This is a genomic window from Enterobacter cloacae complex sp. HYC033_NIDB, from assembly GCF_056673335.1.
The window spans coordinates 2,067,169-2,085,781 of sequence record NZ_CP115123.1 but is presented as its reverse complement, the minus strand read 5'-3'; the positions used below and the strand labels follow the sequence as shown (position 1 = coordinate 2,085,781).

The following is an 18,613-nucleotide window of genomic DNA, read 5'->3' as shown; positions in this document are numbered from 1 at the left end:
CCCCTCTCCCCGTGGGAGAGGGTTAGGGTGAGGGGCTTTAAACGTTACCCCAAAATTTCCTTCAGTACCGGCCCAATCTTTTCAAACGCCTGCGGTGAAATGATATCCACGTGGGCGCAGTCCTGGCTGTACACCTCCAGCTCATCCACCCACGGCGCCCACGCGGCCTGCGGATCCAGGGTTCGCGTTCGCTCGGCGACAAACAGCGTCGCTTTACCGTCAAACCGCGCGCTGTGCGCCGTGGTGAGCAGCCGCACCGCGTCCGCATAGTTGCCTTCAATGGCGTTAAACAACTCGCTGGAGCCCTGCCCCTGCTGGGCAGCGATAAACGCCTGGCGTTCGCGCTCAATTTCCGCCAGCACCTCCGGATCGAGGCCGTTGGCCTCTTTCTCCGCCCAGTTCTGGGTTTCCGGCGGCCAGGTATCCAGCAGGCCGAGGAACGCTACGTCTTCACCCTGCTCGCGCAGACGCGCCGCAATGCCCTGCGCCAGCGTGCCGCCGAGGGAATAGCCGAACAGATAATACGGCCCCTGCGGCTGTTGCTTACGCAACGTGTTCAGATGATGTTCGATCACCGCATCAAGATCCGCACACTGCTGCATCGGCCCCTCAGGCCGGGGAGACTGAATGCCGACGATTGACCAGCGCGGGCTGAGGTAGCGCGCCAGGACGCTAAACTGCCATGCAAAGCCGGACGCCGGATGGAAGCAGAACAGCGTGGGGCCGTTGCTTTCACGCAGCGGGAGAACGGTTTCATACCCCAGACGCTGCGCCTGCTCGTCGCTCATCTGCGAGTCCAGCAGGGCGCTAAGCTTGCTCACCGTCGAGGCGACCATAATCTGCCCCGGCGTGACCTTGCGGCTGAACGCACGGCTGAGCTGAGCCGCAAGGCGCATCGCCAGCAGCGAGTGGCCGCCGAGGGCAAAGAAATCGGCCTCGATATCGTTCACCGCGCAGCCCAGAAGGGCAGAAAACGCCTGCGCCACGGTGACTTCAGTTTGCGTCTCGGGCGCGCGACCGGAAGTTTTGCTGGTCAGCTCCGGCAGCGGCAGCGCCTTGCGATCCAGCTTGCCGTTGGCGCTTAACGGCAGCGCGCTGATTTGCAGCAGCACCACCGGCACCATATGCGGCGGCAGCTGGGCTTTGAGTGATGCAAGCAGCGCGTCGCGATCCAGCGGTAAGCCGGATTCAGAGACAACGTATCCCACCAGCTGGCGGGCATCGCCGCCCGTGGCAGCCGCCTGGTTGAACACGCAGGCGTGCGCCACCGCCTGGGCCACATCCGGCAGCGCGAGCATCGCCCGGTCGATTTCGCCCAGCTCGATGCGCTGACCGCGGATTTTCAGCTGATCGTCGCTGCGGCCCAGATATTCCACCGCGCCGTTGTCCAGCCAGCGGGCAACGTCCCCGGTGCGGTACATTCGCTCGCCGGGGGCAAACGGATCGGCGATAAAGCGGCTGGCGGTAAGGTCGGGGCGTCCCAGATACCCCTGCGCCAGCTGAATGCCGGTGAGATACAGATCCCCCGCCACGCCGAACGGCACCGGGCGCATCATCGCGTCCAGAATGCGCAGCCCCGTATTCCACACCGGGAAGCCGATCGGCACGCTGTTGCCTTCCACCGCCGCCAGCTCGGGGCCAAACGCCGGATACCAGCTCACATCCACCGCCGCTTCCGTTGGACCATAGAGGTTGTGCAGCGGCGCACGGGTCAGCAGTTCCCACTCGCGGCACAGCCCGGTCGGCAGCGCTTCGCCGCTACAGAACACCTGCTTAAGGGTTTTGCAGCACACAGCGTTTTCCGGGGTCAGAGAGGCGACAAAGGCCGCCAGCATCGACGGCACGAAGTGGGTGGTGGTTACGCCATATTCTGCGAAGAAGCCCTGCATCGCCTGCGGATCGCGGTGCGCGTCCGGCTCGGCCATCACCAGCTTCGCCCCGGCGATAAACGGCCACCAGAACTCCCACACCGACACGTCAAAGCTGCACGGCGTTTTCTGCGCCACCACGTCATGCGCCGCCAGTGGATAATGATCCTGCATCCACTTCAGGCGGTTAACGATGGCGGTATGGCCGACCATCACCCCTTTTGGACGCCCCGTCGAACCGGAGGTAAATATGATGTACGCGGTCTGCTCCGGCTTCGCCAGTCGCAGAGGTTCAGCATCGGTGGCCGGTAATAGTGTGTTGTAACTAAAGGTGGCGATCGGCAGATCGTTAAAGCGCGGAAGCTGCTCGTCGGTGGTAATGAGCAGCGACGGCTTCGCGTCCTCCAGCATCATCCGCAGACGGTCATCCGGGTAACCGGTATCCAGCGGCAGCCAGGCGGCGCCTGCTTCAACAATCCCGTGCAGCGCCAGGGTCAGGAACACCGAGCGCGGGAGCGCCACCGCCACGCTGTCGCCCGGCTTCACGCCGCGCGCGCGCAGCAGGTTTGCCAGCGCGACCACCTGCTCGCGCAGCTGGCGGTAGTTCAGTTCAGTATGGGCATCCGCCAGCGCGGGGGCGTCCGGCGTTTTGCTCGCCTGCTCCGCCACAAGATCCGCCAGCGTGGTGGACGGCAGCGCCAGCCCGGTATCGTTGATGCGCGCCAGCCGGGCGTATTCCTGCTCTGATACGGTTTCCACGTCGCCACAGCGCAGGTCCGGATTGGCGGCAAACTGCGTCAGCATTGCGTTCAGGCGCGCCGCGTGCCCCTTCAGCGTCGCCTCGTCGTAACGCTGCCCGTTGGCGAGGATCTCAATGCTCAGTCCGCCCTGCTCGTCCGGGAACAGCGCCAGCTCCAGATCGTTCACCGGGCCGGTTGCCAGCGTGTGGGTAATGGCCTCCACGCCGTCGATATTCAGCTGATAATCGAACACCTTGACGTTCAGCACCGGACCAAAAAGGGCTTCGTCGCCTGCGGCACGTCCGCTGTCGCGCACGATCTGCTCGGCGTCGTAACGCTGATGGCGGCGCATCTTTTTCAGCTGGTTCGCCAGGCGCAGCGCCAGTTCCGGCAGGCTCTCCTGCGGGCGAATATTCACCGCCAGCGGCAGGACGTTGAGCACCGGTCCGGTCGCGGTCAGCGCGGCGGAGCCCATGCGGCGCATAAAGATAAACCCGGCGGCGTAGTCCAGCCGTCCGGTCAGGCGGCCCAGCCACAGCGCCACCAGCGCAAGGGCCAGATCGGTACGCTGCGCCTGGCCTGCCTTCTGTGCAAGCTGGCTGAACGCACGGCCGTCCATCGCAATTTTCAGGCGCAGGATATCGGTGGTGGCGGCGCGTCCCGGCAGCGGCGCGGAAGAGAGCGAGACCGGAGAAGGAAGCTGTTTGCGTTGTTCGGCCCAGAAAGCACCGTCGCGCTGATACGCCTCGCTGTCGCGATAGCGCTGATACTCCTCCACCACCTCGGCGAACGGGGTGAACGGCGAGGCCGGCGTGGATTCACCTTTCTGCCACGCAGCGTAAATGGCGGCGATCTGACGGGTAATAGCAGGGAAGCTGAAGCCATCTACCACCAGATGATGATACCGCTGATACCAGTACCAGTGGCTTTCTCCCACCTGGATCAGCTGGTGAAACGCCAGCGGCTGACCGCTGTCGACGCGCAGGTTCTGGTTGAGATCGGCCTCCATCAGCGCCACGGCGGCGTCGTGGGAGTCAACGCGCACGATGGACGGCTCCGGCAGGAGCATGGCCTCATCGATCCACTGCCACACCTCACCGTTATCTTCGGCAAAACGCATCCGCAGGGTGTCGGCCTGCATCATGCCTTCAGCGATGGCTTTTGCCAGCAATGGCGCATCGATAGCGCCTTTCAGCTCGGTGTAGTGCGCGACGCTCCAGGCGTTTGGCAGGGAGGAAAGCTGCTCTGCCATCCAGATCCCCGGCTGGGCGGCGACAAGAGGGAGACGGTTCATGCGCGCTTCCCCGCAAAACATGACGGCTCAAGCGTCTGCCACTGTTCCGCCAGCCACTGCTGGCACGCCTCCTGAGATTGCGGTTCGCAGACCACGCGCCAGCCCGCGGGCAACTCGCACTGCTGCGGCCACAGGCTGTACTGCCCCTGGTCATTTTGCAAAATGGCGAACTGTCCCTGCGGATTATCGAAAGGATTGCTGAATTCCATACAGACTCCGTTATTGAATAAGCGGCTGCCAGAGGGTCATCAGCCCCTGCGTCAGCCCACCGCGCCAGCAAAGCGCATCGTGTCCGCCGTCAACCTGACGCCAGAAAACCGGTTGCTGAGTGTATAGTTCGGCGAGGATCGCCTGGTTTGCGCGCAAAATAAGCGGCTCGTTGCGCCCGGCCTCAAGGACGATGCGCAGCCCGCGAGCGGTTTTGTCACCCGCTTTGAGTTGTTCGATGAGCAGCCCGTCCTGCTGCGCGCCGCGGTGCGGCCACCAGTAGGATCCGGACTGGCTGAGGATGCAGCCAAAACGCTGCGGCCAGTTGAGGCCCGCATAGAGGGAAGAGAGCCCGCCGAAGCTCTGACCCGCCACCACGGTATGGTCGGCGCGGTCGCTGAACGGGGCCATGCTTTTCACCTGCGGGAGAAGTTCGTCCTGCACCGCCAGCCAAAAATCAGGGTTACACGGCAGCTCGCGGCTGCGGTGTGCGGTGTCAATCACGTCGATTAAGACATAGACCGCAGGCGGTAGTTTGCCTTCATGGGTGAGCGACGCCAGCGCAGGCCAGACGGGCATGCTTTCGGCCCAGAACTGCCCGTCGAGCAGCACCGCCAGCGGGCGCTCGGGGCTTTCATCCCCGGTGGTAAAAATCCACACGCGGCGACGGTTCTTCAGACGCGCGCTGTGCCACTCAATGCAGACAGGCTTTTTGTAAGGGGTATCGGGATGGTTCCAGCCGGGCTGTACGGGCGCCTCCGGCATCTCCAGCGCCGAGACGGCGTGCCCGCGCCCGCCGCGCCAGCTCTGGGCATTCAGCGGGTCGGACACCGCGTGCGGCAACAGTTTGCGCCAGCCTTCGCGCAGCGCCATGCGGTCCGGCTGATCGCCTTCAAACACTGCGCTGGCAAAATCGTTTTCATTGTCGGAGGGGATAAAACAGTAGCTGCCGCGCCATTCGGGGTTGAACTCGCCCTGCCACTGCCAGACGTCGGTATCCGGGATACGTTCAAGGGACTGCGGACGGGCATTTTGATGGTGATCGGTCACACCGGTGACGTAGAGCCAGACGCGTTTAACCGTCGACGTTTTCTGCGTTCCCGCCGGGTCCCGCCACCAGAATGTCACGCGATAGTTTTCCTGATGACGTTCCCGTTCCGGCCCGTCTTTCGCCTGCCACCACGCTTCACTTCCGGTTGTTAACGCCGTCACCCTTATAACCCCATGTTTAACAGTCTTTTTTGTTTCAGAGCAAATTTTATTGATAATATTATTGATAACTATTTGCATTTGCAATAGCGTAATGCCCGCGCTGTGGGAAGCGCGCTCATTAAATAACCATAAAAGCGGGACGTACAATGAATAAGAAGATTCACTCTCTGGCCTTGCTGGTCAATTTAGGGATTTATGGTGTCGCGCTGCCCGTCATGGCAGACGACAACACCGCCTCCGCGCAGCATGAAGACACCATGGTGATCACCGCCGCCGAGCAGAATTTGCAGGCGCCGGGCGTGTCGACCATCACCGCCGACGAGATCCGCAAAAACCCGCCCGCGCGCGACGTGGCGGAAATCATCCGCACCATGCCGGGCGTTAACCTGACCGGCAACTCCACCAGCGGCCAGCGCGGGAATAACCGTCAGATTGACATTCGCGGCATGGGCCCGGAAAACACCCTGATCCTGATCGACGGCAAGCCGGTCACCAGCCGCAACTCCATCCGTCTGGGCTGGCGCGGCGAGCGTGATACCCGCGGCGATACCGGCTGGGTCCCGCCGGAGATGATCGAGCGCATCGAAGTGATCCGTGGCCCGGCTGCTGCCCGCTACGGTAACGGTGCGGCGGGCGGCGTGGTGAACATCATCACCAAAAAATTTGACGACCAGTGGCACGGCTCCTGGAACACCTACCTGAATGCGCCAGAGCATAAAGACGAAGGTTCCACCAAACGCACTAACTTCAGCCTGAGCGGCCCGCTGGGCGGGGATTTCAGCTTCCGCATGTACGGTAACCTGGATAAAACCCAGGCCGACGCCTGGGACATTAACCAGGGCCATCAGTCTGACCGTACCGGCGCATATGCCGACACGCTGCCGGCAGGCCGTGAAGGGGTCGAGAATAAAGACATCAACGGCGTGGTGCGCTGGGATTTTGCGCCTATGCAGTCCCTGGAGTTTGAGGCGGGATACAGCCGCCAGAACAACCTTTACGCGGGCGATACCCAGAATACCAACAACGACAACAGCTCAAGCGGGCTGGTGAAGAAGAACTACGGTAAAGAGACTAACCGTATCTATCGTCAGAACTTCGCCGTGACCTGGAACGGCGGCTGGGATAACGGCATTACCACCAGCAACTGGGCGCAGTACGAGCACACCCGCAACTCGCGTCTGGGCGAAGGCCTGGCGGGCGGTCTGGAAGGCCTGTTCAACAGCAATAAATTCACCGATACCGACCTGGCCGACGTGATGCTGCACAGCGAAATCAACCTGCCGATTGATTTCATTGTGAACCAGAACCTGACGCTCGGCACCGAGTGGAACCAGCAGCGCATGAAGGACTCGACCTCCTTCACGCAAACCCAGCAGGGCGGCACCATTCCGGGCATGAGCGAAGACCGTAGCCCGTACACTTCAGCGGAGATCTTCTCCCTGTTTGCCGAAAACAACATGGAGCTGACCGACAGCACCATGCTGACCCCTGCCCTGCGCTTCGACCACCACACCATTGTGGGTAATAACTGGAGCCCGTCCCTGAACCTGTCGCAGGGTCTGGGGGATGACTTCACCCTGAAGATGGGCATCGCGCGCGCCTATAAAGCGCCAAGCCTGTATCAGACCAACCCGAACTACCTGCTGTATAGTAAAGGCCAGGGCTGCTACGCCAGTTCCGACGGCGTGGGCTGCTACATGATGGGTAACGACGACCTGAAAGCGGAAACCAGTATCAACAAAGAGATTGGCCTGGAGTGGAAACGCGACGGCTGGCTGGCGGGCGTGACCTGGTTCCGCAACGACTACCGCAACAAGATTGAAGCGGGCTACGCGCCGATTGGCCAGACGTCCACCGGCAAAGTCACCACCGATATCTACCAGTGGGAAAACGTGCCGAAGGCGGTAGTGGAAGGTCTGGAAGGCTCCCTGAACGTGCCGGTCAGCGACACCATCAACTGGACCAACAACATCACCTACATGCTGCAAAGCAAGAACAAGGAGACCGGCGATCGTCTGTCGATCATCCCGGAGTACACGCTGAACTCCACCCTGAGCTGGCAGGTACGTCAGGATGTGTCATTGCAGTCGACCTTCACCTGGTACGGCAAGCAGCAGCCGAAGAAGTACAACTACAAAGGTCAGCCGGTGACCGGGTCTGAGAAAGACGAAGTCAGCCCGTACAGCATCGTTGGCCTGAGCGCGACCTGGGACGTGACCAAAAACGTCAGCCTGACCGGCGGCGTGGACAACGTCTTCGACAAGCGCCAGTGGCGCGCAGGTAACGCCCAGACCACGGGTAATACCACGACGGGTGCGTATATGTACGGTGCGGGTGCGTATACGTATAATGAACCGGGCCGTACCTGGTATATGAGCGTGAATACGAGGTTCTGATATAGGCAATGACTTCCCCCTCTCCCTGTGGGAGAGGGCCGGGGTGAGGGCATCAGGCCGCACAATACTGAAGGGAAAAACCATGCACACCACCCACAGCACATTTTCTCTCGCCGGCCACACCCTCCACCGCATCACTTTCGACCCCGCCACCTTTACCGACGCCGATCTCCTCTGGCTCCCCCATCACGCGCAGCTTGCTGACGCCGGACGCAAACGCAAGGCCGACCACCTGGCAGGCCGCATCGCCGCCGCGCACGCCTTACCTGACCACACCATGCCCGCCATCGGCCCCAGCGGGGAACCGCTCTGGCCGCAAGGTATTTCCGGCAGCATCACCCACAGCGGCACGCAGGCGATAGCCGTCGTCACGCAATACCCGGCGCTTATCGGCATCGATTGTGAAACGATCCTCTTCGAAAACGAAGCCAGGGAAATCAAAGACGGCATTATTGATACGCAGGAAGAACCTGTGCTTTCCCGCCAGGGATACCCGTTCGCCCTCGCCCTGACGCTGGTCTTCAGCGCCAAAGAGAGCCTGTTTAAGGCCCTCTTTCCGCAGGTACAGGCCTGGATGGGTTTTGACAGCGCCCGCGTTACCAGGCTCGACGACAAGACGCTCACGCTGGCGTTGACCCGTCAACTGGCAGGCTTTGAAGAAGGCACCGCCTTCCGCCTGCACTGGCAGCAGCACGGCGAACAGGTCATCACCCTGCTGTCACACGCTCCTGGCGACGAGCCTTCACGCTGGTCACCACAAACGTCACGATAAACACCATCGCGAACAGGACCACAATGGTCGGCGCAGGCGCGCTGTCGAGATAAAACGAGGCATAAACGCCGCTTACCGACACCAGCGCTGAAACGGCGACCGCCACCAGCAGCGCCATGTGAAAGCGTCGGGTAATCAGCACCGCCACGGCGCCGGGCGCAATCAGCAGGGAAATCGACAGAATGATCCCCACCGCTTTCAGCGTCGCAACGATGGTCAGCGAAACCATGCACAGTAAGCCGTAGTGCAGCCAGCGGGTGCGTAAGCCACTCGCCTGCGCCTGCTGATAGTCAAAGCAGAACAGCAGAAAATCGCGCCACTTCAGGCCAATCACCAGCGCAATCAGCCCCGCGACGAGACCGCTTTGCAGAATGTCCATCCCGTTAATACCCAGCATATCGCCGAACAGAATGTGGTCGAGATGCACCTCAGGTTTGACGGCGATATAGAGGATCAGCCCGGCGCCGAACATGCCGGAAAAGACGATCCCCATGACCGTATCCTGTTTGATGCGGCTGTTATCCTTCAGATATCCGGTGGCGACCGCGCAGAAAAGACCGGCTACGAACGCGCCCAGCGCCAGCGGCAGGCCCATCATCCAGGCCAGCACGACGCCGGGAAACACCGCGTGGCTCATGGCGTCGCCCATCAGCGCCCAGCCTTTCAGCACCAGAAAAACCGACAGCAGCGCGCAGGGCACGGCCACCATGAGTGAAATCAGCAGCGCGTTGTTCATAAACGCAAACTGGAACGGTTCGAGAAGCAGCGTCAACATGGGTGTGCCTCCCGCGCCCGACGGCGGCTGGCAAGCAGTCCGTGCTTCGGCGCAAAGACGAACGCCATCAGGAACAGCAGCGTCTGGGCGACCACGATAATGCCGCCGGTGGCGCCGTCCAGGTAATAGCTGGCCCACGCGCCGAGGAAGCTGGTGATGCTGCCAATGGCGACCGCAATCATCAGCAGGCGCGGGAAGCGGTCGGTCAGCAGCCACGCGGTCGCGCCGGGCGTGACCACCAGACAGATCACCAGAAATGCGCCGACGGTTTGCAGCGCCGCCACGGTAGAGACCGCCAGCAGCGTGAAGAAGAGAATTTTCAGGCGTTCAGGACGCAGGCCGATGGCGCGGGCGTGGTTCTCATCAAAAAAGGTCACCATCAGATCTTTCCATTTGAACAGCAGGATAACTATCGACACCACGCCGATAATCGCCAGCTGGACGATATCTTCCGGGGCGATAGCCAGAATATTGCCGAGGACGATGGTCTGAATGTTCACCGAGGTCGGGTTGAGCGAGACCATAAACAGCCCCAGCCCGAAAAACGAGGAGAAGATCAGCCCGATAATGGCGTCCTCCTTCAGGCGGCTGCGCTGGTTGAGAAACAGCATGCTGCCCGCCGCCAGCCCGCCCGATAAAAACGCCCCCAGCGAGAACGGCAGCCCGAGCATGTAGGCCCCCGCTACGCCCGGCACGATGGAGTGCGACAGCGCATCGCCGATCAGCGACCAGCCTTTGAGCATCAGATAGCAGGAGAGAAACGCGCACAGCCCGCCCACCATCGCCGAGACCCACATCGCGTTGAGCATGTACTCGTAGCCGAAGGGTTCGAGAAGCACGTTCATTTGGCCTCCTGACGGTGCGTGACGAAGGGGCGTTCGTCGTCGGTAATAATGCGATCTTCCGAGCCGCTGAGCACCACGTGGCGCAGCACGCCGCTAAAGGCGCGCTCGAGATTCTCGGCGGTAAAGGTGGTTTCCGTCGGGCCGCTCGCCAGCACGGTGCCTTTGACCATCACCGTGTAATCGCAGAATTCCGTGACCGAGCCCAGGTTATGGGTCGAGACCAGCATCGTTTTACCCTCGTCGCGCAGCTCCCGCAGCAGGCTGATGATCCTGGCTTCGGTTTTGACGTCCACGCCGGTAAACGGCTCGTCGAGCAGGATCACCTCGCCCTGCTGGGCAATCGCACGGGCCAGAAACACGCGCTTCTTCTGCCCGCCGGACAGCTCGCCAATCTGCCGATGGCGCAGCTCGAGCATATCTACACGCTTCAGGGCGTCGGTGACGATCTGCTTATCGCATTCTTTGGGACGACGCAGAAACCCCATATGCCCGTAGCGGCCCATCATCACCACGTCCTCGACGAGCACCGGAAACGACCAGTCGACCTCTTCCGACTGCGGCACGTAGGCGACCAGGTTCTGACGCAGCGCCCGGTGAGGCGGCAACCCCAGAATGGAGATAGTGCCGCTCGCCGCCCGCACAAACCCCATCACCGCCTTAAACAGCGTGGACTTGCCGGAACCGTTCACCCCCACCAGGGCGGCAATCGATCCGCCCGGCACGCTGAACGACGCGTCGCGCAGCGCCGTGTGGCCGTTGCGGTAGGTCACGGTCACGTCGGTTACAACAATCCCTTTCTGCATGGTTACTCCTTCATCCCGTCGCGGATGCCCTGCACCAGCGTGCGGGTGGTGACGTTCAGCAGATCGATATAGGTCGGCACCGGGCCGTTTTCCGCGCTCAGAGAGTCGACGTACAGCACGCCGCCATAGTGGGCGCCGGTTTCACGCGCCACCTGACGGGCGGGCTTATCCGAGACCGTGCTTTCGCTAAACACCGCCGGAATGTGATGTTTTTTCACCAGATCGATAACCTTGCGCACCTGCTGCGGCGTGCCCTGCTGATCGGCGTTGATCGGCCACAGGTAAAGCTCTTTCATCCCCAGATCCCGCGCCAGATAGGAGAACGCCCCTTCGCTGGTTACCATCCAGCGTTTGTCTTCAGGTATCTCCGCGACCTGCTTGCGCAGCGGTTCGAGAGTGGCGGTGATCTTCTGCTTGTAGGCTTCCGCATTGCGCTGGTAGGTCTGTGCGTTGGCCGGATCGTACTTCACCAGCGCGTCGCGGATGTTATCGACGTAAATCAGGGCGTTGTCCGGCGACATCCACGCGTGCGGATTGGGCTTGCCGTTATAGGGCCCTTCGCTGATGCCCATCGGGGTGATGCCTTTGGTGACAATCACCTCCGGCACGCCGTTCAGATGCTGATAAAAGCGCTGGAACCACAGCTCCAGATTCATGCCGTTCGCCAGGATCAGCTGTGCCTTCTGCGCGCGTTTGATATCGCCCGGGGTGGGCTGGTATTCGTGAATTTCCGCGCCCGGTTTGGTGATGGAGGTGACCTCTGCGGCATCCCCCGCCACGTTTTTCGCCATATCAGCAATAACGGTAAAAGTGGTGATGACCTGGAACTTTTCAGCCGCCAGCGCGCCGGTCGTGGTCGCAGTCATGAGCAGCGCGCCGAGCAACAGACGCTTCAATCCTTGCCGTGGATGCATCGCAGAAGTCTCCTGAGGTGATTAAATTCAAAGCAAAATTAGCCTGTGCTATAAGGTATAGCACAGGCTATGTTTAAATGAAAATAATTATCATTAAAGTTGTGTCAACCTGGACTGTCAGGCGGAATTTTTAGGAAATGTGCTTTCTTTTTTCTCTCACGGTCAGGAGTATTATTTACGGCCAATACCCATATTAATAAAAGGGAATTGACATGCCGGTTAATGAAAGAATTCACCCCACTTCGGGAACCCCGATTAATCCGGGCGGGATCCGACAGCTCACAATTGGTGAAATCGCCCTTGCGAAGACGCTTTACGGTTACAGCATCCGTTATCATCTGGTGTGGGTACACAGGGAAAGCTATCTTCCTTTTAATTTACAACCTGTAAATGTTGCTATGACTCCCAACGGGGAAATGTGGTTTAGAGAAGACACATATTCTCCGGATTTTTCATTAGAAAAATTGTTAGATAAAAAACATCTATTCATGCATGAAATGATGCATGTCTGGCAAGCCCAAAAAGGGATGTTTGTCAGAACAAGGGGATTATTCTCTGGTATTGCTGACTACACCTATAGCTTTGATAAAGCAGATCTATTGCATTACGGATTAGAACAGCAAGCATCGATCGTAAGTGACTACTGGTTATTACAGTTTTATGGGTTTGAAAAATATACATTCCTGCCAAAATATCGAGATATTAATTCGAATGAACCCGTTTATTCTATGCTGCAAAAATATAAAAATATTCTGAAAGGATTCCCAGGATGAAAACTATAACGCTCATCTCACCATTATGTATTCTCCTGACGGGGTGCCCTGGTTGCCCGCCGTTGTCTCATCCCAGAGCTACTTTTATTGAGGGTAACCATGTTTGCTTTAGTATTAATAAAAAAGATGTCGTGAACTATTACACCATTGATTCCAGCAAAGGCCCCGACATTACTACCATCACAAGTTCGGGAAGGAATAAAATCAGTTGGTCTTATCCTAACAGTTGCATAGATGTGAATTGGGAGTATGGCTATAAATATGTTATTAACTATGGTTTAAACAATAAAAATTATCATCACGAATTCTTTATTGATAATGACGGACAGCTTACTAATTTAGGAGAATTATAATGTCATTACCCGCTTACCTATTTCTCTTCGATGAGAACGGAATGCAGGTTCAGGGCGACTGTATGATGCCAGGCCGGGAAGGTGCTATCGAAATTATGAACAGCAGTTACGGCATAAAACAGGCAGTGGACAGCCATACCGGGAATATGACCGGAACACGGCAGCATAGTCCGGTTACCGTACATAAGCAATTAGATAAAGTGAGCCCTTATCTTGCCGTTGCCGCCTGCGAGGGCAGACGGCTGCAAAAAGCCATTATCAAATATTATGAAATTGTTGAAGCGGGAGCAGAAAGGGAGATCTACACCATTACGCTTGATAGCGTGGTGATCTCATCTCTGGATTTCACGCACGTTTATTACCCAGGCAGCTCAGCCCCGAATATGCATGAAGTTGTTGGGCTTCGATTCCGGGGCATTCAGTGGAATTATGTGAAAGGCAATATTCTTTATGGCGATGCATGGATGAAACCAGCTCAGAAAGAGAAGAGTAACGCATAATTTACCTGGCTCATAAAGATCAATGCATGCTGCCGCTCAGAAACGGCGATCCTGGCATTCCCTGGATCGCCTGGTTAATCTTAAGCGCTACCCTTTTCCACTTTCGTTCACGGGCAAATCCCCCGTATCAATTAACTCTCCCGGAAACGTCTCCAGCCACTTCATCATCTTCAGTTTGTTGGTATACGTTGCACTGACGCCTTCCAGACAGCCCCACAGCTCACGGGAATTTTGCGGCGTGATCACAATACAATCCGGCATCACGCGGATCTTCACGGCTATTCCTGCTTTAAACCCTGCGCGGGTTAACCACGCGCCGGTTAACGGCAGATAGTTGCGCTCCATTCGAGTATAACGTTCCACACAGGCGGAATCCGCCGCTCCTCTTTCATGAAGATACGCAGAGTGAACCGGCTCGTCATGCAACGCCCGGATGCGTTTTTGCGTAGCTTCTCGCGATTTTCTTGCTGAATCTCTAGATCTGCATTTTCTGTTTGGGCAATAGCCCGCTCTGGCATAGAATTCTTCGCAGCCATAATCAACTCCCTTTTAGTTGTTTGTGGTTAGCGGTATGAAGGTGGTCGCACACCTTTGTACCGCGATTCCTTTTCTTACCTTTTTACCTATTCTTTCAAGATCTCAGTGCTGGCTTAACTGCCGCTATTATACTGCCATGGATAAATGTACAGGGGTCGAATATTAGGGAAATGCGAGGCGGCTCGAGTAAATAAAGAAAAATAAAATGGTGAATATGAAGAAAGGAAATATTGCCCTTCAGATCCAATGCTCATTAAACGCCTGATGGCGCTTCGCTTATCAGGCCTACGATAAACCGGTTTTGTAGGCCGGGTAAGGCATCGCCGCCACCCGGCATGAGGGCAGCGGCGCTGCCTTTGTAGGTTCTTCAGATCAAGCCTCAAACATCCGGGAACATCACGCTATTCCCCGGCGCTTCCCTGTGCAGATGGATAAAGTTCAGGTGCCGTTCATACTGGTCCAGAATGTCCGTGATCACCTGCTCCTTGCTGTAATCCATCAAATCATTCCCCTGGCTGCCTTCCAGCAGGAAGGTCTCCAGCCGGTAGTAGGTCGACTTCCCGCTGCGCGCCCGGTAGGTAAAGCCGGGAACCGAATACTGCTGCGGCCAGATCTGATATACAAAGTTCTGCTCGTCGCCCATGTGCACCAGCAGATCCAGGTGCCCCAGATTTTCGCCCTCTTCCGGGGGCAGGTTTTTCAGCTCCACGTAGGCGCCACGCAGCTTCAGCTCCTGGGCCACCTCTTCCATCGCCGGGAAACAGACCGTCTCCATCATCTGGCTGGTGTAGCGCGTGCCGGGGTAGTTCATCAGGCGCGAGAGGCGTTTCTTCCAGCTCAGCCTGTCCTGCGCGCCCAGCGGACGCGGGGCGGTGTCGCGGCTGGCGCTGACGCGGCGGTAGTCTTCCACCTTAAGCGATTTATACAGCCCGGCCATCACGAAGAAGATCACGAAGCTGAACGGCAGGCCCATGATCACCGTGGTGTTCTGCAACGCCGAGATACCGTTGGTCATCAGCATGCCGAGCGTCAGCAGGCCGATGGCGACGGACCAGAAGATGCGCAGCCAGTTCGGCGCGTCGCTGTTAATGTCCTTGAGCTTCGAGGTGAAGTTCCCCAGCACCAGCGCGCCGGAGTCCGCCGAGGTGACGTAGAACAGCAGGCCGGTAATGGTCGCTACGGACGCGCTAAAGGTAAACGCCGGATACTGCGCCAGCAGGCTGTAGAAGCCGCGCTCCGGGTGCGCCATCGCTTCCTGGGCAAAAGTCGCATTGCCGTGGATGATCTCGTGCAGCGCGCTGTTGCCGAAAATCGACAGCCACAGCAGGGTAAAGGTGAACGGGATGATCAGCGTGCCCATCACGAACTGACGGATGGTGCGCCCACGCGAAATACGCGCCAGGAACAGGCCGACAAACGGCGACCACGCCACCCACCACGCCCAGAAGAAGAGCGTCCAGTTGTTCATCCACTCTGTCGGACGGTCAAAGGCGAAGCTGTTCAGCGTCATGCCCATAAAGCGGTTCACGTAATCACCCACGTTCAGCACTAAGGCATTGAGCAAGAACGAGGTGTCGCCCATAAACAGCACGAACAGGATCAGCCCCAGCGCCAGCGCGACGTTCAGCTCGGAGAGCACGCGAATCCCTTTATCCACGCCGGAGGTCACCGAGATGGTGGCGATAATCACCGACAGCGCAATCAGCGCCGCCTTCGCCGCCATCGAATCCGGGATGTCAAACAGCACGCTCAGCCCGTAGTTAAGCTGCACCACGCCAATTCCGAGCGTTGTCGCGATACCAAAGATGGTGCCGATCACCGCCGCGATGTCTACCGTGTGCCCAATAGGGCCGTTGATCTTTTTGCCGAAAATCGGGTACAGCGCGGAGCGGATAGTGAGGGGCAAATTATAACGATAGCTAAAGTATCCGAGCGCCATGCCCATCAGGGCGTACATCGACCAGCCCGTCAGGCCGTAGTGGAAGAGCGTCCAGACCATCGCCTGGCGCGCGGCCTCCATCGTCTGCCCTGCCCCTTCCGGCGGCTGCATATACTGCGTGACCGGTTCCGCCACGGAGAAGAACATCAGGTCGATGCCGATGCCGGCGGCAAACAGCATTGCGGCCCAGCTCAGCAGGCTGAACTCGGGCTTAGACTGCTCTGGCCCGAGCTTCACCGAACCGAAGCGCGAGCAGGCAATGCAGACCACGAAGACGATATAGAGCGTCGCGGCCAGCAGATAGTACCAGCCGAAGGTCTTCGACACCCAGTTCAGGGTGCGCCCAATCCACTCGGCAGAAAAATCACGAAAGAAAATGGTCGTCAGGGAAAACAACAAAATCAGCCCGGCGGACGTATAAAAAACGACCGGGTTGATTTTGTCTTTTTCTCTGTCCTGTGAAAGGTCTGTCATCCAGTATCCCCACTGTTTTTGTAACTATTGAAATCCAAATCCGCAACAATTAAGACACATTTTATATTGAACGTCCAATCAAAAACCGCTTTAATAGTTAACCAACGCTGATGAATGGAGTGGCAAAAATGCCCAAAGTGGGGATGCAGCCGATCCGGCGCAGGCAGCTAATCGATGCCACGCTGGAAGCAATTAATGAAGTGGGAATGCATGACGCAACCATCGCGCAAATCGCCCGTCGGGCGGGCGTATCCACGGGGATCATCAGCCACTATTTCAAAGATAAAAACGGTCTGCTGGAAGCGACCATGCGTGACATCACCGGTCAGCTGCGCGACGCGGTATTAAGCCGTTTACGCGCCCTGCCGGACGGCAGCGCAGAGCAGCGATTGCAGGCGATTGTCGGCGGCAATTTTGATGAAACCCAGATTAGCGGCGCGGCGATGAAGGCCTGGCTGGCCTTCTGGGCCAGCAGCATGCATCAGCCGATGCTCTACCGTTTGCAGCAGGTCAGCAGCCGCCGATTGCTCTCAAACCTGGTGTACGAGTTCCGCCGCGAGCTGCCGCGTGAACAGGCTGAAGAGGCGGGCTACGGGCTCGCCGCACTGATTGACGGACTATGGCTGCGCGCTGCGCTCAGCGGCAAACCGCTGGATAAAATCCTGGCCCAGTCGCTCACCAGCCACTTTATCAGCCAGCATTTACCGACCGATTAACCGAGGAGAATTTATGTCCCGAATGGCAGAACAGCAGCTTTATATCAATGGTGGTTACACATCGGCCACCAGCGGTCGCACCTTCGAGACCATCAACCCGGCGAACGGTGAAGTTCTGGCAACCGTGCAGGCCGCCGGGCGCGAAGACGTGGACCGCGCCGTGGAAAGCGCACAGCGCGGGCAGAAGATCTGGGCGGCGATGACCGCCATGGAGCGCTCGCGCATCCTGCGCCGCGCCGTCGATATCCTGCGCGAGCGAAACGACGAGCTGGCAACGCTGGAAACCCTCGACACCGGTAAAGCGTATTCCGAAACCTCGACCGTCGACATCGTTACCGGCGCGGACGTGCTGGAGTACTACGCGGGGCTGATCCCGGCGCTGGAAGGCAGCCAGATCCCGCTGCGCGACACCTCGTTCGTCTACACCCGCCGCGAGCCGCTGGGCGTGGTGGCGGGCATCGGCGCGTGGAACTACCCGATCCAGATCGCCCTGTGGAAATCGGCCCCGGCGCTGGCGGCGGGCAACGCGATGATCTTCAAGCCGAGCGAAGTGACTCCGCTTACCGCCCTGAAACTGGCGGAGATCTACACCGAAGCAGGCGTGCCGGACGGCGTGTTTAACGTCCTGCCGGGCGTGGGCGCAGAGACTGGCCAGTTCCTGACCGAGCATCCGGGCATCGCCAAAGTCTCCTTCACCGGTGGCGTGGCCAGCGGCAAAAAGGTGATGGCGAACTCGGCGGCCTCGTCCCTGAAAGAGGTGACGATGGAGCTGGGCGGTAAATCTCCGCTGATAGTGTTTGACGACGCGGATCTGGATCTCGCGGCAGATATCGCCATGATGGCGAACTTCTTCAGCTCCGGTCAGGTGTGCACCAACGGCACCCGCGTGTTCGTGCCCGCGAAGGTCAAAGCCGCGTTTGAGCAAAAAATCGTTGAGCGCGTGGGCCGCATCCGCGCGGGCGACCTGTTCGATGAAAACACCAACTTTGGCCCGATGGTCAGCTTCCCGCACCGCGACAGCGTGCTGCGCTACATCGCCAAAGGCAAAGAGGAAGGCGCGCGCGTGCTGTGCGGCGGCGACGTGCTGAAGGGTGACGGCTTTGACAACGGCGCGTGGGTGGCCCCGACCGTGTTCACCGACTGCACCGACGAAATGACCATCGTGCGCGAAGAGATCTTCGGCCCGGTGATGTCCATTCTTACCTATGACACTGACGAAGAGGCCATTCGCCGCGCCAATGATACCGACTACGGTCTGGCGGCGGGCATCGTCACCGCCGATCTGAACCGCGCCCACGGCGCTATTCATCAGCTCGAAGCGGGCATCTGCTGGATCAACACCTGGGGTGAATCCGCCGCAGAGATGCCGGTCGGTGGCTACAAACACTCCGGCATTGGCCGTGAGAACGGCGTCATGACGCTTCAGAGTTACACCCAGGTGAAGTCCATCCAGGTTGAGATGGGTAAATTCCAGTCCATATTTTAACCGGGAGGT

At 58.7% G+C, this 18,613-nt stretch carries 16 protein-coding genes; 7 read left to right on the top strand and 9 right to left on the bottom strand.

Features of this window, described 5'->3' with window-relative positions; all coding sequences use genetic code 11:
• Positions 1-44 precede the first annotated feature (44 nt).
• Genes entF through fes form a run of 3 tightly spaced genes read right to left on the bottom strand, consistent with a single transcriptional unit; the run spans position 45 to position 5,321 of the window.
• Positions 45-3,902, bottom strand: coding sequence for an enterobactin non-ribosomal peptide synthetase EntF (gene entF, locus O1721_RS09965; RefSeq protein ID WP_032647634.1), 3,858 nt, complete (start codon positions 3,900-3,902; stop codon positions 45-47).
• The gene (locus O1721_RS09960; protein WP_032647633.1) at positions 3,899-4,111 is read right to left on the bottom strand and encodes an MbtH family protein; all 213 of its coding nucleotides are present in this window, start codon (positions 4,109-4,111) and stop codon (positions 3,899-3,901) included. Before O1721_RS09960 ends, entF begins: the two co-directional genes overlap by 4 nt.
• Positions 4,112-4,121: 10 nt before the next feature.
• Complete coding sequence (gene fes / locus O1721_RS09955; protein WP_032647630.1) at positions 4,122-5,321, bottom strand: enterochelin esterase; 1,200 nt, start codon at positions 5,319-5,321, stop codon at positions 4,122-4,124.
• A 146-nt stretch (positions 5,322-5,467) separates the two neighbouring features.
• On the opposite strand from fes, the gene O1721_RS09950 reads away from it, so the two are divergent.
• Positions 5,468-7,717, top strand: coding sequence for a TonB-dependent siderophore receptor (locus O1721_RS09950; protein ID WP_015571183.1), 2,250 nt, complete (start codon positions 5,468-5,470; stop codon positions 7,715-7,717).
• Positions 7,718-7,799: 82 nt separating this feature from the next.
• Positions 7,800-8,489, top strand: coding sequence for an enterobactin synthase subunit EntD (gene entD / locus O1721_RS09945; RefSeq protein ID WP_032647628.1), 690 nt, complete (start codon positions 7,800-7,802; stop codon positions 8,487-8,489).
• Here entD and O1721_RS09940 read toward each other — a convergent pair.
• From O1721_RS09940 to sitA, 4 genes are read right to left on the bottom strand one after another with little or no spacing between them, the layout of a single operon-like run.
• On the bottom strand, positions 8,425-9,264 hold the full coding sequence (locus O1721_RS09940) for a metal ABC transporter permease (RefSeq protein ID WP_023303259.1): 840 nt from the start codon (positions 9,262-9,264) through the stop codon (positions 8,425-8,427). The two genes, entD and O1721_RS09940, sit on opposite strands and share 65 nt — an antisense overlap.
• Positions 9,258-10,109 carry an iron/manganese ABC transporter permease subunit SitC gene (gene sitC / locus O1721_RS09935; RefSeq protein ID WP_023296090.1) on the bottom strand — a complete coding sequence of 284 codons (852 nt, stop codon included), beginning with the start codon at positions 10,107-10,109 and terminating at the stop codon, positions 9,258-9,260. The genes O1721_RS09940 and sitC overlap by 7 nt, the downstream gene beginning before the upstream one ends.
• A complete protein-coding gene (gene sitB / locus O1721_RS09930) occupies positions 10,106-10,912 on the bottom strand; it encodes an iron/manganese ABC transporter ATP-binding protein SitB (RefSeq protein WP_032647626.1) in 807 nt (268 codons plus the stop codon). Before sitB ends, sitC begins: the two co-directional genes overlap by 4 nt.
• A 2-nt stretch (positions 10,913-10,914) precedes the next feature.
• Positions 10,915-11,826, bottom strand: a complete 912-nt coding sequence (gene sitA / locus O1721_RS09925; protein ID WP_032647624.1) for an iron/manganese ABC transporter substrate-binding protein SitA — start codon at positions 11,824-11,826, stop codon at positions 10,915-10,917.
• A gap of 212 nt (positions 11,827-12,038) precedes the next feature.
• On the opposite strand from sitA, the gene O1721_RS09920 reads away from it, so the two are divergent.
• Genes O1721_RS09920 through O1721_RS09910 form a run of 3 tightly spaced genes read left to right on the top strand, consistent with a single transcriptional unit; the run spans position 12,039 to position 13,452 of the window.
• Positions 12,039-12,599 (top strand): hypothetical protein, encoded by a 561-nt coding sequence (locus O1721_RS09920; RefSeq protein ID WP_045324902.1) that lies wholly within the window; start codon positions 12,039-12,041, stop codon positions 12,597-12,599.
• Positions 12,596-12,952: a putative T6SS immunity periplasmic lipoprotein gene (locus tag O1721_RS09915; RefSeq protein WP_059452750.1), complete on the top strand. Its 357-nt coding sequence runs from the start codon at positions 12,596-12,598 to the stop codon at positions 12,950-12,952. Before O1721_RS09920 ends, O1721_RS09915 begins: the two co-directional genes overlap by 4 nt.
• Positions 12,952-13,452: an Hcp family type VI secretion system effector gene (locus O1721_RS09910; RefSeq protein WP_032620116.1), complete on the top strand. Its 501-nt coding sequence runs from the start codon at positions 12,952-12,954 to the stop codon at positions 13,450-13,452. The genes O1721_RS09915 and O1721_RS09910 overlap by 1 nt, the downstream gene beginning before the upstream one ends.
• An 87-nt stretch (positions 13,453-13,539) precedes the next feature.
• On the opposite strand, the gene O1721_RS09905 is transcribed toward O1721_RS09910, so the two are convergent.
• Both O1721_RS09905 and betT read right to left on the bottom strand, forming a co-directional pair.
• Positions 13,540-13,815, bottom strand: coding sequence for a SymE family type I addiction module toxin (locus tag O1721_RS09905; protein WP_479953809.1), 276 nt, complete (start codon positions 13,813-13,815; stop codon positions 13,540-13,542).
• A gap of 553 nt (positions 13,816-14,368) precedes the next feature.
• Positions 14,369-16,402 carry a choline BCCT transporter BetT gene (gene betT, locus O1721_RS09900; protein WP_023303253.1) on the bottom strand — a complete coding sequence of 678 codons (2,034 nt, stop codon included), beginning with the start codon at positions 16,400-16,402 and terminating at the stop codon, positions 14,369-14,371.
• Positions 16,403-16,530: 128 nt separating this feature from the next.
• Here betT and betI point away from each other — a divergent pair, with 128 nt between their 5' ends.
• Together betI and betB are read left to right on the top strand one after the other, a co-directional pair.
• Positions 16,531-17,118 (top strand): transcriptional regulator BetI, encoded by a 588-nt coding sequence (gene betI, locus O1721_RS09895; RefSeq protein WP_032647621.1) that lies wholly within the window; start codon positions 16,531-16,533, stop codon positions 17,116-17,118.
• A 13-nt stretch (positions 17,119-17,131) separates the two neighbouring features.
• Positions 17,132-18,604, top strand: a complete 1,473-nt coding sequence (gene betB, locus O1721_RS09890) for a betaine-aldehyde dehydrogenase (RefSeq protein ID WP_017694352.1) — start codon at positions 17,132-17,134, stop codon at positions 18,602-18,604.
• Positions 18,605-18,613 lie beyond the last annotated feature (9 nt).

Bases quoted from the DNA above. Each gene is read 5' to 3' on its own strand.
- entF (WP_032647634.1), bottom strand. From the start codon at position 3,902: ATGAACCGTCTCCCTCTTGTCGCCGCCCAGCCGGGGATCTGGATGGCA.
- O1721_RS09960 (WP_032647633.1), bottom strand. From the start codon at position 4,111: ATGGAATTCAGCAATCCTTTCGATAATCCGCAGGGACAGTTCGCCATT.
- O1721_RS09950 (WP_015571183.1), top strand. From the start codon at position 5,468: ATGAATAAGAAGATTCACTCTCTGGCCTTGCTGGTCAATTTAGGGATT.
- entD (WP_032647628.1), top strand. From the start codon at position 7,800: ATGCACACCACCCACAGCACATTTTCTCTCGCCGGCCACACCCTCCAC.
- O1721_RS09940 (WP_023303259.1), bottom strand. From the start codon at position 9,264: ATGTTGACGCTGCTTCTCGAACCGTTCCAGTTTGCGTTTATGAACAAC.
- sitC (WP_023296090.1), bottom strand. From the start codon at position 10,109: ATGAACGTGCTTCTCGAACCCTTCGGCTACGAGTACATGCTCAACGCG.
- sitB (WP_032647626.1), bottom strand. From the start codon at position 10,912: ATGCAGAAAGGGATTGTTGTAACCGACGTGACCGTGACCTACCGCAAC.
- sitA (WP_032647624.1), bottom strand. From the start codon at position 11,826: ATGCATCCACGGCAAGGATTGAAGCGTCTGTTGCTCGGCGCGCTGCTC.
- O1721_RS09920 (WP_045324902.1), top strand. From the start codon at position 12,039: ATGCCGGTTAATGAAAGAATTCACCCCACTTCGGGAACCCCGATTAAT.
- O1721_RS09915 (WP_059452750.1), top strand. From the start codon at position 12,596: ATGAAAACTATAACGCTCATCTCACCATTATGTATTCTCCTGACGGGG.
- O1721_RS09910 (WP_032620116.1), top strand. From the start codon at position 12,952: ATGTCATTACCCGCTTACCTATTTCTCTTCGATGAGAACGGAATGCAG.
- betT (WP_023303253.1), bottom strand. From the start codon at position 16,402: ATGACAGACCTTTCACAGGACAGAGAAAAAGACAAAATCAACCCGGTC.
- betI (WP_032647621.1), top strand. From the start codon at position 16,531: ATGCCCAAAGTGGGGATGCAGCCGATCCGGCGCAGGCAGCTAATCGAT.
- betB (WP_017694352.1), top strand. From the start codon at position 17,132: ATGTCCCGAATGGCAGAACAGCAGCTTTATATCAATGGTGGTTACACA.